This window comes from Methanomassiliicoccales archaeon (genome assembly GCA_026394395.1).
Taxonomy (GTDB): domain Archaea; phylum Thermoplasmatota; class Thermoplasmata; order Methanomassiliicoccales; family UBA472; genus UBA472.
In genome coordinates, this window is record JAPKYK010000001.1 from 358,032 (window position 1) to 372,714 (window position 14,683).

Genomic DNA, 14,683 nt, shown 5'->3' on the forward strand with positions numbered 1-14,683 from the left:
CCCAACGGCAATCTGTTCTGCGGAAGCTGTGGGGAGAGCATGGCCTCCTAATGTCCATCCGCTGCCACAATTGTTGGCAACACGCCCTTGGCGCAGCAGAACCTGGAGCCCGTGGAGAAGGTCCTATGGCAGGGCGGGCCGGAGTTCATGTCCTTCCTGCTCTCCGGGTTCAGGGGGATAATTCCAGGACTGATGTTCTTCGGTTTTTCATTGTTCTGGACCGCATCGACAAGCTCCACCAGGGCGCCTTCAGAGTTCCTCATCTTCGGTTCCATCTTCATGCTCATCGACCTCTTCATCCTATTCGGCGGGCCGATCATCCAGTGGCTGAGGTACAACAACACCGAGTACATCGTCACCGACCGCCGCATAATCACGCAGACCGGCGTTATCGGCCTGGACACCCGCTACATCGACAACGAATGGGTGCGCGAGGTGTACGTCAAGGTGGGCATCATCGACCGCTTCTTCGGCACCGGTTCGGTGATGGTCTCCACCGCCTCCGGGATGGTCATGGAGGCCGGCCCGAACGCTACCCGGCCGGCCTTATGGTCCTTGAACGACCCCTATGGTGTGCAGTAGATAATCTGCGAAGCGGTGAAGAAGGCCCATCCGGTACACGAGTGAATCACGGCTCAGCGTTCTGATCTCTAGAACTGGTCTAGCGTGCCCCGGCTGCGGGCCAGATATTCGAAGCCCCGGAACATGAAATAGCCGACGATGAGAACAGCGAACCCCACCAGGGCCTCCAGCCCCAACAGCCCGGATATCTGCGATAACGAGGAACCGTCCACAGCCATCCTGGCCGCTTCCGTCCCGTAGGTCATAGGAATGGCGTAGGAGACGGGCTGCAGCCACACCGGCAGGTAGGACACCGGGAAGTTGACCCCGCACACCAGCAGCCCGATGAACAGGAAGACGTTGGCGATTATCATGGAGGTCCTGAGGAACAGCCCCAGCGAGCTAAGCATCAGACCGAACCCGGTCATGGCGAAGGTGGTGACCAGGATGACCGCGGCCAGGGACACCAGGTCCGCCTGGGAGAAGTCCACGTTGAATATGAAGGCCGCGTAGAAGAAGGCGATGACCACGGTGGCGATGCCGTTGACGATCTGGAACATGGCTCTACCGACGAACACCGAGAAGCGGTTGGCCGGCGACACTAGCAGGTTCTCGATGGTCCCCTGCTGCTTCTCCTCCCCGGTTATGTTGCACACTGCGAAAATGCTGACCGAGGCCAGCGATTGCAGGGCGTTCCCGATGGCCACGTACGCCACGCTTATGTCGTCGTTGTTCACGAACGTCGCGACGTAGACGAAGAAGGCCAGAGCAGGACCATGGCCAGCATGTCCCCCCAGTATCCCACCCACAGCCCCTGATCGTACCCGGACAAGGCCGCGTAGCGGATGGCGTCTATGCCCCAGGTGGGCGCCAGGGAGAGAGAGAGCGGGCCGGTCCAGAAAGGCAGCAGGGCGATGGGGAACATGGTTCCCGTTCCGACGTAGATAGGGAACTCCAGCCCATTGGTCAGCACCTGCGCCGAGCGGGTGAGCACGAAGGCGGCGCTGAACAGCATCCCCAGGGCGGCCAGGGACAGCAGCGTAGTAATGAAGGCCAGCAGGAACAGGGGCAGGTCGGCCACCTGGAACGGCATTTGATACGCGACGACGACCACGACGAGCACGAACAGCCCATTGAGGATACCAATCAGAGCGTTCCAAAGCGTCCGTCCGCCGATGATCCATATGAGCGGGCTCGGCGCGCCGAATATGGCGTCCGCCGTGCCCCACCAGCGGTCCGACTGGATGGAAAATCCGGAAGCGTACAGGGTGTTCCCCCACATGCCCATCATCCCCCCGCCGAGCACGGCGTACAGCAGGGCGTCGGGGCCGGGGTCCTGGAACAGCATCAGGACCACCATGGTGAATATGAAAGGGGCGATGATGTTCGGTATCAGCCACTGCGGCTCGGCCAAGAACATATTGGCCTGGTGGCAGAAGGAGGCGGTGAGCGCTCTCAGCCTAGGCATCTTCCCTCACCAGCCACAGGTAGGCGTCCTCCAGCGTCGGTTCCTTGATCCGTATGCCGATGATCTTCTTCCCGTTGAGCAGGTTGGTCACCGATGGCAGCAGGGCGGAAGCGTCCCCGGCCTGTACCCTCAGGACCTGCTTGTCCTCGCTCATGTTGGCGGAGACGGTGCGTACGCCGGGGAGCGCCTTCAACGCGTCCAGGTCTCCGTTGGTGATGCCGAACCCCTCCACCTCGATGACCGAGGTGTCCTTCACCAGGGACTTAAGTCCATGGGGCGTATCGAGAGCCACGATCTTGCCGCGAGCTATGACCCCTATGCGGTTGCACAGCTCGTCGGCCTCGAACATGTAATGGGTGGTGAGCAGGACGGTCTTGCCTTCGGTAATGAGGTCCTTGGTCATCTCCCGCGCGTCACGGGCCGCCTGGGGGTCCAGGCCGATGGTGGGCTCGTCCATGAATATCAGCTCCGGGTCGTGGATTATGCCCTTGGCGATGTGCAGGCGCTGCTTCATGCCCCGGGAGTAGTCCTCCACCCGGATGTCGGCCTTGTCCGTCAGGCCGACCTTCTTCAGGACCTCGTCAATCCTCTGGTCCCTAATGCTCAGGGGAACGCCGTAGATATCTGCGAAGTACCTCAGGTTCTGGCGCGCAGTAACGCGATAGTAAAGCCCCCTCTCCCCTCCCAGGATCAGACCTATGTGCTTCCGCACCTCCATGGAATCCTTGACCACGTCGTGGCCCAGGATCCTCACGCTGCCCTCCGTGGGCAGCAGCAGAGTGGTGAGCACCTTGATGGTGGTGGTCTTACCAGCCCCGTTCGGGCCCAGCAGACCGAACAGCTCGCCGCGCCGGACCTCCAGGTCGATATGGTCCACGGCCACGGTCTCCCTCCTCTTCTGATGGAACATACCGGAGGAACTGCGGTAGGTCCTAACCAGCCCCTTCACCTTGATTACGACCTCATTCCCACAGCTCACGTATCTCCCCGTTCCCATGGCAGAACTTAGACTTTAATAAACTTTTACTGGTATCGACCGAAGGTGCCCGGGCAGGGACACGATTCGTGGCATCCGATGGGCAGCGACCGTTGGTTCGAGCATTTCAAGTGTAGTAACGATATAATGATATGATGGAGAATACAACCTCTATTAGGTGTTAAATATGGCAGGCAAGATCAAGACCGCCCCTGGAGGCGAGGGACCGTGCCGCATGGCGGTGACCTGCGACGAGAGCGACCTGAAGGGTAAGATAGTCCCCATGGCCAGGAGCAAGTTCTTCATCATATTCGAGGGCGAACCGAAGAACTATCTGGTGATGGAGAACCTAGTAAGGAAGGCCGGAAGCGAATCCGGGCTCAAGGTGGCCAGTGAACTGGCCAAGCAGAAGGTGGACATTGTCATAACCGGGACCATCGGGCCAAAGGCCCTGAAGCAGCTGGAGATGTCCGGGGTCAAGGTCCACGCGGGATGCGACGGCAATAAGGTCACGGACGTCTTGGATAAATGCCTCAAGGGTAAGCTACCGGTTTGCAAGAAGGCCACCTACAGCGGCTATCTGGGAACATAAGTTCCTCAGCGCAAGGGAGCGCCGCAGAACTGGCATTGGGTAGCCCCATCGACGTTCTGCCCTCCACAGTAATCGCAGAGCAGGCGTTCCTTCTCCTTTTCCATCTTCTCCTCGTGATGCGCCCTGGTCCTCTTCCAGATGCGATAACCAGCGATGACCATCAGCCCGCCCACGAGCAATATGCCCAGGGCAGGGACGAGGAAGCCGCCCACGCCAAGGCTGGCGACGAGGCCGAAGAAGAAGCCCATGAACAGCAGCATGCCCCCGACCGCGGCCAGCACAATCGCACTGACCGGGACAGGAGCTTGCTTTTCCGGTCCCGGTCCTTCAAGACCGTCATTGCCATTGTTCATGCTGCCAGCCATCTTTCCCCGGTATGGGTGCCTGAAGATTTATCCATTGCTGCCATGCCTTGGCATTCAAACAGGAAGCAATTTCCACTAAACTTATGTCCTCGAAGGGATGTTGTAATCTCACTGATACCATGATGTCCAAGATACCCGTCGACCTGGAGAACCTCAACGCGGACCACCTGGACCGGGAGATCCTGAGAGCGGCCATCATCGCCGAGCTGGACGCTATTAGCTTATACGAACAGTTAGCTTCCATGACCGGGGACCACAAGGTCCGCAAGATACTTTTAGATGTGGCCCGGGAGGAGAAGACCCACGTGGGGGAGTTCCAGACCTTGTTGCTCCTCATCGATCCGGAGCAGAGCGAGGAGCTGGAAGAGGGGCGAAAGGAAGTGGAGGAAGAGCTGGAATAAGGGCAAGCCCCCTCTGGGAAAGCCCGCCTTCACCACTCGGTCTATAAAAAGGAGGTAAGGGGTTTTAGAGTTCACTTGTAGCCGTACTTGTTGCGGAACAGCGCCAGGGAATCCGTGACGATCTCCGTGGCCCTAGCCCGTCCCTGCCAGCCTATGACGTTCGTCCCCTTCTTTTCTTCCAGCCTCTTGTAGGTCTTGAAGAACTCGGAGATCTCGTCCAGGTAGTGCTGGGGGATGTCCTCCAGCTCGAAGTACTGGTTGTTCTTGGGGTCGCCGCAGGCCACGGTCAGGATCTTGTCGTCCTGCCCCTTCTCGTCGCTCATCTCCAGCACTCCGATGGGACGGGCCTCGACCACGCATCCGGGGAAGGTCGGCTCGCTGATGAGCACCATGGCGTCCAAGGGGTCGCCGTCCTCGTAGAAGGTGCGGGGTATGAGCCCGTAGGCCAGGGGGAAGACCACGCTGGAGTGCAGGACGCGGTCCAGGAGCATGCAGTCGAACTCCTTGGAGACCTCGTACTTGTTCTTGCTGCCCTTGGGGGTCTCGATGATGACATTGACGATCTCAGGTGGATTCCTTCCCGAGGGGACCTCTTTCCATAATGACATTAATTTTCCTCTAGAAACTTCGATTGCCTTGGTTTACTTATGTTTTTTGCCTTGACCCCCCGCCTTGTAACAGAGGTCGAACAGAGAAGCGATAAAAAATACCTTAACGACCACCAGATTAAATTGACTGGTGTGCCTGTCAGAACTTAATATATGACCTAACGCATACTGTTAAAGCGATGGGAGAGGCAGAGATTCAGTTGGTCTTGTTCCAGCTTTTCGTTATCATACTCCTGGTAGAAGTAGCCAGGATAGTATGCAACAAGACCAAGGTCCCATCGGTGATCGGCGAGATACTGGTGGGCATCATCATCGCCAATACCATCTTGATGGGCTTAATCGACCTGGATTCCGACATGGACTTCTTCATGATCCTCAAGAATCTGGGTGTGATATTCCTTCTGTTCTCCGTAGGTCTGCAAACGCCGTTCAGCACCATCCGTAAGATAGGTGGGACCGCCATCCTAGTGGCCACTTGCGGGGTCCTCCTCCCGTTCTTCGCTGGTTACGGTCTCATGGTCGGCCTGGGCTATCCGCTTATCGAGTCCTTGTTCGTGGGGGCTGCGCTGGTAGCCACCAGCGTGGGCATCACCGCCCGAGTAATCAAAGACATGGACCTCATGCGCACCATCGAATCGCGAGTGATTATCGGGGCCGCAGTAATAGACGATGTGCAAGGCATGATCGTACTGGCCATCGTAGTCGGCATCGCTGGCGGAGGCGCCTTCGATATAGTCCAGGTGGGCCTGGTGTCCGTTGAGGCAGTGTTGTTCGTCCTGGCCATAATATTCATCGGTTCCCTTTTGCTGCCGAAGATGGTCAAGGGAAGGAGCGATAAGAGGAGGGCCAGTTTCGGAGATGACCGGCCCAGAGGATTGTTCTCTCGTCTGTTCCCCAATTATCCCAAGAAGCGCAGGGAGAAGAAGGCAGTCAGGCTCAGGACCACTGACCGCAGGTCCAAGGGCATCAGCCCCCTCCCGCTGGCTCTGATAATCTGTTTTGCTCTCTCCTTCGTCTCCTCGTACATAGGTCTAGCGGCAATTATCGGAGCCTTCCTGGCAGGAATGGCCTTCGCCGAGTTCAAGGACACCTGGCCCTGTGAGAGCAAGATTGAGCCCATCACTGAGTTCCTGTCTCCATTCTTCTTTGTTTTCGTGGGCATAAGTGTCGTACTGGCCGATTTCAAAGACGTAATAGTACTGGCCCTGGTGATAACCGGGATCGCTATCGTTACCAAGTTCATAGGGTGCGGGCTGGGAGCCAAGAAGCTCGGTGGGAAGTCTATGGCCATTATCGGGGTGGGCATGATCCCCCGTGGCGAGGTCGGCCTAATCGTTGCTAGCATCGGCATAACAATGATAGATAAAGGAACCGGTCTTCCATTCATTGAGCAGAACCTCTACAATGCCATCGTCTTCATGTCTGTGGCCACCACATTAATGGCGCCACCGCTACTATCATACACGTTCAAAAGGAAACATGGAAAAAATCAAGCCCGGATCCCTGCAGATGTCGAGCAAAGGACCGAATGATCTTAGGACGTTTACGTCGGGTAGAGCGCGCTGGCCACCACGACCACGGCTATGGTTATCACGCACAGGGCGATGACCACATAGGGGCTCATCTTCAAGGCCTTCTCGTCCTCACTGTCAAAGTACCTGATGAGGCCTGCCGCGGACTGGAATCCCCCGGTCTTGTTTTCCTTAGCCATGTCGATCGGACCTGCTACCTACAAAAGGATATAAAAATATTTAGGAGGGGAGCGGAACACCCGATGTCAAAGGTCCAGGCTGCGAAACCCTTTTAATGCGGGGCGGTTTACACGGCCTGATAACATATGCATTGGGCAGACGTGATAGCTAACACCCTAGTGGCCAGGGGCGGCAAGCATCTCATTTCCACGGGCATCACCCCTTCCGGCTCCATCCATGTAGGCAGCCTGAGGGAGTCCATAACCGCCAACGCGGTCTACAAGGCCCTCAAGGACCAGAAGGCCGACGTGGACTTCATCTATCTGGTAGATTCGTACGATCCGTTACGAAAGCGTTACCCCTTCCTCCCTGAATGCTTCGAGAAGGAGGTGGGCAAACCCATCTGCTACATTCCCTGCCCGGACGGCTGCCACGGCAGCTACGCCGAGCATTACATCACTCCCTTCCTGAACGCCATTGGCGAGCTGGGCATCAAACCCCGCATCATCTGGACGCACAAACTCTACGAGGAGGGCAAGTTCACCGAGATCGTGGACCTGGTCCTACGGGAACGGGCCCAGGTCGCCAGCATATTGGGCGAGGTCACCGGAAGGAAAATGCCCGAGGACTTCTGGCCGTTCTCTGCGGAATGCCCGAAGTGCGGCCTGTTCAGCGACAAGATAACCGGTTACGAGTTCCCCTACGTACATTTCCGATGCTCGTGCGGGTACGAGGGCGACGCCGACATACGCAAGGGAGAGGGCAAGATGCCCTGGCGCGTGGAATGGCCGGCCAAATGGAAGCTATTCGGAGTAACATGCGAACCGTTCGGCAAGGACCACGCCGCCGCCGGAGGGTCCTACGACAGCGGAGTGCGCTTGGCCAGGGAGATATACAAGGTGGAGCCGCCCCACCCGGTGCCCTACGAGTTCATCCAGTTCAAGGGAAAGGGCCAGATGCACAAGTCCACCAGCAACGTGGTCACCGGGACGGACGCCTTGCAGATCACCCCCGCCCCCGTGCTGGCCTTCAGCGTGATGCGCTACAACCCGGAGAGGCACATCGACTACGACCCAGGCATAGGCATATTGGACATCGTGGACGAGTATGACAAGGTGGAAACGTTCTATTTCAACGGAGGCGAGGACGAGAAGGAGAAGGACCTGTTGCGGGCTTACGAGATCGCCCAGCCCTCCGGGGTCCGCAAGAAGTTGCCCTTGCAGGTGCCCTACCGGCACCTGGTCAGTGTGGCCCAGATATCCGATTCGTTCGAGGGCGCGATCAACGTCCTCAAGCGCTCCATGAGCATAGACGACATTTCCAAAGAGGACATGGACGTCCTGGAACAGAGGTTGGAATGCGTACGGCACTGGCTCAGCGTCTTCGCCCCCGAGGAGGTGCTCTACACCGTCAGCCAGGAAAGACCGGACGTGGAAATCACTGAGGAAGAGAAGGGTTACATCGCCAAATTGAGGGAACGCCTGGCCACCACCGAATGGACCGGAGACCACATCCACGACGCTATCTACGAGACGGCCAAGGGACGCGGGATGCAGCCCAAGGTATGCTTCCAGGCGCTTTACCGGCTGTTCATCGCCAGGCGCTCCGGCCCCCGGCTGGGCTTCTTCCTGTCCACCCTGGACAAGGAGTTCGTGCTCAAGCGACTGGCCGAGGCCTGAGCTCTCGGAAACCGAACCTTCTTTCCACTCCTTTTTTATATCAACAGCATCAAACCAGCATACATGAAGCTCGGAATGGTTCTGTACTCTAACGACCCGGAGACCGTATTTCAAGCGTTCAGGATAGGCATTTATTCCTTGACCCAGGGCGACCAGGTCTACATGTTCCTGCTGGCCAAGGGCGTGGAATGTGAGGACCTGGGCAATGAGAAGTTCAACATCACCAAGGAGATCAAGGCTTTCATGGACGCCGGAGGAAAGACCTTCAGCTGCACGTCCTGCATGAAACTGAGGGCCAAGGGGGAGACCCAGGTCTGTGCACTATCAAAGATGGCCGATCTGTACAGGATAATCACCGAGAGCGACAGGGTGATCACTTTTTGAGCTGAGCATCGCCGTGTCCCCTCGCCAGGGGATCATCTCTTCCTGATGGTGAAGAGCAGTATCGCCACGCCTGTCCATATCAGGAAGGCTATCAGCAGGAAGAACTGGTTCCCCGGGTAGGCGTAATTTACCATCCAAATGGTGCCGAAGGCTATCAGCAGGGTCCCCCAGAACATGAAGTAGTTAGCGTCGTTCCTTTCCCTGCGGACCAAGGACCCGGACCGCTGGCGCAGGCCGATGAAGAGGGCGAAGATTCCCCCCAGCAATAGCATGGCCGGTATGAACAGGGTCCAGTCCTCCAGGACCCAGGCGATCATCAAGGCCGCGGCCGTGGCCATGATCATGTACGAGAGCGTCAAACTGGTCAACGTCACCGAGGTACGGTCGTTCATCGACTTCAGATGGAATAATGTGGGGCCGGATAATCAAACTTGCCCCGTCCAGCCTAGCGCAGGACGCCCATGTTGCCAAGCTTCTCCGGAAGATACTTGTCGGTCACGAAGTCCAGGCCGTATTTCGCCAGCGCTTGCTGCTCGGCCTTCTTGTTCAACTTGAGCATGGTCTCGATCTCGCCCCTCCAGTACTCGTCGGCGAAGCGGGGGTCCTTCAGCTCGGCGTTGAGCGCTCGAACGTCCATGTCCGTCAGCTTGTCCGTCGGCAATTTGTAGTTGGTGATGTCCGAGGCGCTTATGCCCACGAACTCGGCCGTGGGCGTGGCCAGGTACTCGGAGATATGGGCGGTCTTGATGGCACCGTAGGCCACCGAGGCGAAGATGCGGAAGCTCCAGGGGTCACCGTCGGTGAAGACCACCACTGGCAGCTTCAGCTCCTCGTTCAGGCGCTTGATGAAACGGCGGGTGGAACGGGCCGGCTGCCCTTTCAGATGCACTATGACCGCGTCGTTATCCTCGTCAAAGCGGTTCTCCACCAGACGGTCGAACATACCACCGGTCTCTATGGCTATCACGAACTTGGCGTTGGTGCTGAGCAGCTGCAGCTTCTCCTTCTCCACGTTGTAAGGGATGCCGTACCCGGAGTCGCCAACGTCGTCTCGGCAGTTGAATTTCTTCAACTTGCCCTTTCGGTCCATCTCGCTTAAGGTCAGGTCGCCGATGACCCGAGCCCCGTCCTCCTCCGGGCGCAGCTTGAAGTCCTCGCGCAGGCAGGTAGTGACGATCTCCAGGTCCTCGGCCAGCAGGTTGCTCTCGTCCTGCGAGGAGAACTTAGCTTTTTCCCAACCCTCGGAGATGTAGTACATCTCCCTCAAGGTGGAGGACTTGTTGGTGGCGATCATGTCCTCGATGAACTCCAGCACGTACATGGTGCGCAAAAGCATCATAGCCCCGTTGACCTTTTTAGCAGAACGGGCTCCGGTGGCCTTTCCGTACTTCCAGACGCCGTGCTTGGGATCGAAGCGGATGTTGCTCTTGGTCCTCAGCGGCAGGGTCATCTTCGGCACCCGGCCGGTATCTATCTGGTCGTAGATCGATTGGGCGATCTCCTTCAGCGAGCGCACTGCCTTGTTCTCTCCCTCAGTCATCGTTGAGCGCCTCCGCGGACTCGTCGTAGTCGACCTCGTCCTCTTCTTCCTCGGCCACCGGCTCCTGCACGCTCTCCGTGACCTCGAGCCCCTTGACGTCCCAGTCGCCGGGCAGCGGTTCCGCGCCGATGATCATCACCGGATTGATGCCCGAGGCGTAGATCTCGTTCTCGTCGTAGTCCTCTTTGTTAAGACCGGTGAGGGTGAATCTCAAATCTAGCTTGTCCGTGGACGCTATCTTCTGCAGTTCCCAAGAGGCCTTTCCGTCATCCCGCACCTCGGTGGGGAAGAACTGCAGGCCCTTGTAATCGAAGGATCCCGGGGGCAGCACCATGTGCAGGTTGAACCTCTGCGACTGCGGGGTGTAGTTGTATATGGACAGGTGCACCTTGTGCTTCCCCTTCTCGAACGTCACGGTGTCGTCAATCCAGACCACGTTCATGATCTTGGTGATGGTGCCCCCGAGCTTCGGCACCGGCTTCCCAACTATCTTGGCGCTCTTCTGGGCTATGAGCGGCAATATCACCTGCACGATCTCGAACTTGACCCTGGTCTTGCTCTTGGTCTCCTTCTTGTTCAGATGGGACTTGAGAGAGCGCCCGCATATCTTGAGGGCGAGCTCCACCTCGGCCTGGATCTCCGGCAGGTTGGCGATGGCCTCCTTGGCCTCGGAGGTGAAAGGGACCTTGGTGGAGGCTACGTGCACCAGGATGATGGCCGGACCGTACGGTATGCCTGAGCCGCCGCGCTGCTCCAGCCCGTAGCGCCTCCAGTCGGTGCTCTCTATGGACTTGGTTATGACGCACGCTCCCTGCTGATACAGCAAGGGGACGCGGTTGGCGAAGCGCAGGATCTGCACCGGTTGGTCCTTGGGCAGGTCCCCGCCATAGACGATTCCGACCTCCACCAGGAAGGGGTTCCCGGAATGCACCTTGGGGTCCCTGGTCACCGGCTGGGCGTAGAACTCCGGCCGGACCTCGTCCAGCACGTTACGCAATCCTTTCTTGATGAGATGGGGACCGATGGGGGAAAGGCAGTCCGTGGGCGGGGCCATGATCTTGACCTCGCCGATGGCCTGCAGAAGCCTCTTGTGATCATCGAGGTTAAGCTTGGCCGGGTTCACCATCTGGTCCAGCCTGGCCTTCTCGCAGATCTCTTTGGCCAGGCGGTCGCTTATGCGGGAGAAGTCCAGCTGCAGGAACTTGGCCAGGTTCTTGTTCTTGGTCTCCTTGGCCATGTTCATGAGGGTGCCCAGCTCCAGGCCCGAGGGGTGCGGCTTGATTTCCTTGGTCACCGGTGGCAGGTTGTCGGTGGCCCTCTCGAACGTGGTGCGCTTGCCGTCCGGGTCCACGAAAGTGATGCGGGAGTGCGGGTTCACGATGGCCGTCTGCTTCAGGTATTCCATGACCGACTGCTTGCCGCCCATGTACCGGCCGTTGATGTAATAGGTGATGCGCGTGCCGTGCTCCTTGCCGTCCCAGACGAAGGGGTCCTCCTTGAGCACGTCAGGCATGTTCTTCTTGGTATTGATCATGATGTCCATGACCCAGGCCACATCGTCAGCTCCGGTCTTGGATACCACCGTGGCGGGCTTGCCGGTGGTGATCTGCCCATACATGACGGTGGCGGAGATGCCTATGCCCTGCTGACCGCGCGACTGCCGCACGGCGTGGAAGCGCGAACCGTAAAGAAGGCGCCCGAAGACGTTGGGAATTATCTTCTTGACGATGCCCGGTCCGTTGTCCTCCACGGTGACCCGGTACTCGTCCTTGTCCACCCTCTCCACCACGACCAATATCTCAGGAGGGATGCTGGCCTCCTCGCAGGCGTCCAGGGAGTTGTCCACCGCCTCCTTGATGCCCATGATGAGCGATTTCACCGGGGAATCGAAGCCCAGAATGTGACGGTTGCGCTCGAAGAACTCGGAGACGGAAATCTCCTTCTGCTTTTTCGCTAGCTCGTCAGCGATCGAACTCATTGGACATCCCTCTGAAAGTAAAAGGTAAGTTGCATCCCGGGGTGCATATCCCCGGGCGCAGTAAAAAGGTTTTGCGCCTCAGAGCTTCTTGCCACAGTTCCAGCACTTCTCGTCGGTCTTGAGAAGCTTGGCCGAGCATTGCGGGCACAGCAGCTCCTTCTCCTCTTCGAAGCTTGCGCCGCAGGCCGGACATTTGTCGGCGTCCGCCGGCACGTCGGCCCCGCAGTCAGAGCAGACGAACTTCTCGTCCACGGCCTTCTTCTCCTTTACCTTGGTCCTTTTCTGCTCCATCTCGTAGACCTTCTTCTTGGAGCGGTCCATCCACCAGGTCATGAGGACCAGGATGTAGAACAGCAAGGCCATGTCCACGTAGGACACTAGGATGCCGGAGACCAGGGAATTACTCAGCACCTTGTTCATGTCGGCGTTGACCGGCCCGAAGTTCTGATCAGTGATAACGTAGTTCGTGCCGTTGTCCAGCGTGTACTGATAATAATAGATGCCCTCGTCCAGGTCGTCAAGTTGCAGCTGATATACCCTACCCAAAGAACTGTTCGAGACCCAGAGCATGGTCAGATTGCGATTACCGTTCTCGTCCCCCCAATTGTTGGTGAGTAACAAACGCACCATCGAACTGTTGGAACCGCTGGTGAGGGTGACGTTAAAGGTGTACGTGTCCCCCGGCACACCATCTATGGGGGTGACCGTGCCCTGCACCAGAGTATTGTCATCCGAGCTCAACGGATCGCCCTCGTAGTTGGCGATAGTGGTGTAGAGAGCAGCTCCGACGGACAGCCCTATTATCAGGAAGAGCACCAGACCGAAAACCGCCAGCTTCTTACGGTCCTTGAGGCCGAAATAGGTGGGTATCCCATAGGCCAATAAGGCCACGAGCATGGGCAGGAAGCACAATATGTCAGAGAGCCAGAGGTAGGAGACGACGGTCAGGAGCACCGTGACCAAGACCGTCAGCACGAGCCCTACGATCAGGCCGTCCTTCGATTGGCGCAGCCCTTTCATCTTGTCATTGAACGCATCCAAGACCGACATCGGCCGCCCATAAATATCGCATCTTAATATCCTTTTGTATGGACAGGCGGGGGCGTGCGATGGCCGGGATGCACATCTGGAACCGACCAATACGGCTCCTGGGTCGAAAGCCGATATTTTAATAATAGTAACAGATGTTGAGGCCGTCAATCTGGATTTCACTATTGTAGACCCATGCCCTTACAGGAACGCACCCAGGTCGAGGGTGAACCTGTCCTTGGGAGGCGCGGTCACAAATGCCTGTGAAGTGAGGATAAACTAAGATGGCCCTGACGATAGAAGAGCAGATCAAGCAGATCCAGGACGAGATCGACAAGACGCAGAAGAATAAGGCCACCGAATACCACCTCGGCAAGCTCAAGGCCAAGATGGCCAAGCTGCGCGACGACGTGGAGAAGCGGAGGACATCCGCCGGAGGCCCGGCCAAAGGTTATTCGGTCAAGAAAAGCGGGAACGCCACCGTGGCCCTCGTCGGCTTTCCCAGCGTGGGCAAGTCCACCCTGCTGAACACCCTAACCGGGGCCAAGAGCGAGGTGGGCGCCTACGACTTCACCACCATCGACGTGGTGCCAGGGGCGTATGAGTACAATGGCGCTAAGATACAGGTCCTGGACATGCCCGGGCTGATCCGCGACGCCTCCAAGGGTAAAGGCCGCGGCCGCGAGGTCATTTCCGTGGTACGATCATCCGACCTCATACTGTTCATCCTAGATTTCTACGATACCAACCTGCAGGTGCTGGTGCGGGAGCTAGAGAACGCTGGCATGCGCATCAATACCCGACCCCCGGACGTGGTCATTGCGAAGCGGGAAATCGGGGGCATAGACGTCAAAACGACCGTCAAGCTGACCAAGATAGACCTGGAACTGGCCAAGGCCATGATAATGGAGTTCGGCCTGGTCAACGCCGACGTGGTCATCCGCGAGGACATCGACCAGGACCAGCTAGTGGACGTACTGACCGGGAACCGCATATACATCAGCGCCGTGCTGGCCATCAACAAGATCGACATCTCCGACGAGACGTACCTCAAGGAGATACGCAAGAAGCTCAAGAATTGGGACCCGGTGCTCATCTCCGCGGTCAAGGACATCGGCATCGACGAGCTAAAGGCCAGGATATTCGACAAGCTGGAGCTCATCCGGGTCTACATGAAGAAGCAGGGGGAGGATGCAGACCTGGACGAACCGCTCATCGCCAAGAACGGCAGCACCGTGGGCGACGTCTGCAATTCCATGCACCGCGTGTTCCGGCAAAACTTTCGCTACGCCCTGGTGTGGGGCAAGAGCGCCCGCTTCCCCGGACAGATGGTGGGACTGGAGCACAAGTTGGCCGACGGGGACGTCCTTTCCGTCATAATCAGGCGCACAGGCGAGTGAAGGGAACGATT

At 57.9% G+C, this 14,683-nt stretch carries 17 protein-coding genes; 7 read left to right on the forward strand and 10 right to left on the reverse strand.

Features of this window, described 5'->3' with window-relative positions:
* The first annotated feature begins 87 nt into the window (after positions 1 to 87).
* Positions 88 to 582 (forward strand): PH domain-containing protein, encoded by a 495-nt coding sequence (locus tag NT131_01955; protein ID MCX6650408.1) that lies wholly within the window; start codon positions 88 to 90, stop codon positions 580 to 582.
* Between the two features lie 68 nt (positions 583 to 650).
* Here the strand turns inward: NT131_01955 and NT131_01960 are convergent, their stop codons facing one another.
* From NT131_01960 to NT131_01970, 3 genes are read right to left on the reverse strand one after another with little or no spacing between them, the layout of a single operon-like run.
* The gene (locus NT131_01960) at positions 651 to 1,298 is read right to left on the reverse strand and encodes an ABC transporter permease (GenBank protein ID MCX6650409.1); all 648 of its coding nucleotides are present in this window, start codon (positions 1,296 to 1,298) and stop codon (positions 651 to 653) included.
* Entirely contained in the window at positions 1,295 to 2,029 is a 735-nt protein-coding gene (locus NT131_01965; GenBank protein ID MCX6650410.1) for an ABC transporter permease, read from the reverse strand. The genes NT131_01960 and NT131_01965 overlap by 4 nt, the downstream gene beginning before the upstream one ends.
* On the reverse strand, positions 2,022 to 3,008 hold the full coding sequence (locus NT131_01970) for an ATP-binding cassette domain-containing protein (protein ID MCX6650411.1): 987 nt from the start codon (positions 3,006 to 3,008) through the stop codon (positions 2,022 to 2,024). The genes NT131_01965 and NT131_01970 overlap by 8 nt, the downstream gene beginning before the upstream one ends.
* A gap of 184 nt (positions 3,009 to 3,192) precedes the next feature.
* Here NT131_01970 and NT131_01975 point away from each other — a divergent pair, with 184 nt between their 5' ends.
* A complete protein-coding gene (locus tag NT131_01975) occupies positions 3,193 to 3,597 on the forward strand; it encodes a hypothetical protein (GenBank protein MCX6650412.1) in 405 nt (134 codons plus the stop codon).
* A 5-nt stretch (positions 3,598 to 3,602) separates the two neighbouring features.
* On the opposite strand, the gene NT131_01980 is transcribed toward NT131_01975, so the two are convergent.
* Complete coding sequence (locus NT131_01980) at positions 3,603 to 3,962, reverse strand: hypothetical protein (GenBank protein ID MCX6650413.1); 360 nt, start codon at positions 3,960 to 3,962, stop codon at positions 3,603 to 3,605.
* An 83-nt stretch (positions 3,963 to 4,045) separates the two neighbouring features.
* Here NT131_01980 and NT131_01985 point away from each other — a divergent pair, with 83 nt between their 5' ends.
* Complete coding sequence (locus tag NT131_01985; protein MCX6650414.1) at positions 4,046 to 4,363, forward strand: rubrerythrin; 318 nt, start codon at positions 4,046 to 4,048, stop codon at positions 4,361 to 4,363.
* A gap of 71 nt (positions 4,364 to 4,434) precedes the next feature.
* Here the strand turns inward: NT131_01985 and NT131_01990 are convergent, their stop codons facing one another.
* The gene (locus tag NT131_01990) at positions 4,435 to 4,971 is read right to left on the reverse strand and encodes an inorganic diphosphatase (protein MCX6650415.1); all 537 of its coding nucleotides are present in this window, start codon (positions 4,969 to 4,971) and stop codon (positions 4,435 to 4,437) included.
* A gap of 179 nt (positions 4,972 to 5,150) precedes the next feature.
* Here NT131_01990 and NT131_01995 point away from each other — a divergent pair, with 179 nt between their 5' ends.
* Complete coding sequence (locus NT131_01995) at positions 5,151 to 6,503, forward strand: cation:proton antiporter (protein ID MCX6650416.1); 1,353 nt, start codon at positions 5,151 to 5,153, stop codon at positions 6,501 to 6,503.
* Between the two features lie 11 nt (positions 6,504 to 6,514).
* Here NT131_01995 and NT131_02000 read toward each other — a convergent pair whose 3' ends face one another.
* Positions 6,515 to 6,682, reverse strand: a complete 168-nt coding sequence (locus NT131_02000; protein ID MCX6650417.1) for a preprotein translocase subunit Sec61beta — start codon at positions 6,680 to 6,682, stop codon at positions 6,515 to 6,517.
* Positions 6,683 to 6,808: 126 nt separating this feature from the next.
* On the opposite strand from NT131_02000, the gene lysS reads away from it, so the two are divergent.
* Both lysS and NT131_02010 read left to right on the forward strand, forming a co-directional pair.
* On the forward strand, positions 6,809 to 8,341 hold the full coding sequence (gene lysS / locus NT131_02005) for a lysine--tRNA ligase (GenBank protein ID MCX6650418.1): 1,533 nt from the start codon (positions 6,809 to 6,811) through the stop codon (positions 8,339 to 8,341).
* A gap of 63 nt (positions 8,342 to 8,404) precedes the next feature.
* Positions 8,405 to 8,725, forward strand: coding sequence for a DsrE family protein (locus tag NT131_02010; protein ID MCX6650419.1), 321 nt, complete (start codon positions 8,405 to 8,407; stop codon positions 8,723 to 8,725).
* Positions 8,726 to 8,757: 32 nt separating this feature from the next.
* Here NT131_02010 and NT131_02015 read toward each other — a convergent pair whose 3' ends face one another.
* From NT131_02015 to NT131_02030, 4 genes are all read right to left on the reverse strand, one after another.
* Positions 8,758 to 9,117, reverse strand: coding sequence for a hypothetical protein (locus tag NT131_02015; GenBank protein ID MCX6650420.1), 360 nt, complete (start codon positions 9,115 to 9,117; stop codon positions 8,758 to 8,760).
* Positions 9,118 to 9,170: 53 nt separating this feature from the next.
* Positions 9,171 to 10,265, reverse strand: a complete 1,095-nt coding sequence (locus NT131_02020; GenBank protein ID MCX6650421.1) for a DNA topoisomerase IV subunit A — start codon at positions 10,263 to 10,265, stop codon at positions 9,171 to 9,173.
* Positions 10,258 to 12,243: a DNA topoisomerase VI subunit B gene (locus NT131_02025; protein MCX6650422.1), complete on the reverse strand. Its 1,986-nt coding sequence runs from the start codon at positions 12,241 to 12,243 to the stop codon at positions 10,258 to 10,260. The genes NT131_02020 and NT131_02025 overlap by 8 nt, the downstream gene beginning before the upstream one ends.
* Before the next feature lie 78 nt (positions 12,244 to 12,321).
* On the reverse strand, positions 12,322 to 13,293 hold the full coding sequence (locus NT131_02030; protein MCX6650423.1) for a zinc ribbon domain-containing protein: 972 nt from the start codon (positions 13,291 to 13,293) through the stop codon (positions 12,322 to 12,324).
* A 263-nt stretch (positions 13,294 to 13,556) separates the two neighbouring features.
* On the opposite strand from NT131_02030, the gene NT131_02035 reads away from it, so the two are divergent.
* Positions 13,557 to 14,672: a GTP-binding protein gene (locus tag NT131_02035; protein ID MCX6650424.1), complete on the forward strand. Its 1,116-nt coding sequence runs from the start codon at positions 13,557 to 13,559 to the stop codon at positions 14,670 to 14,672.
* The last annotated feature ends 11 nt before the right edge of the window (positions 14,673 to 14,683 follow it).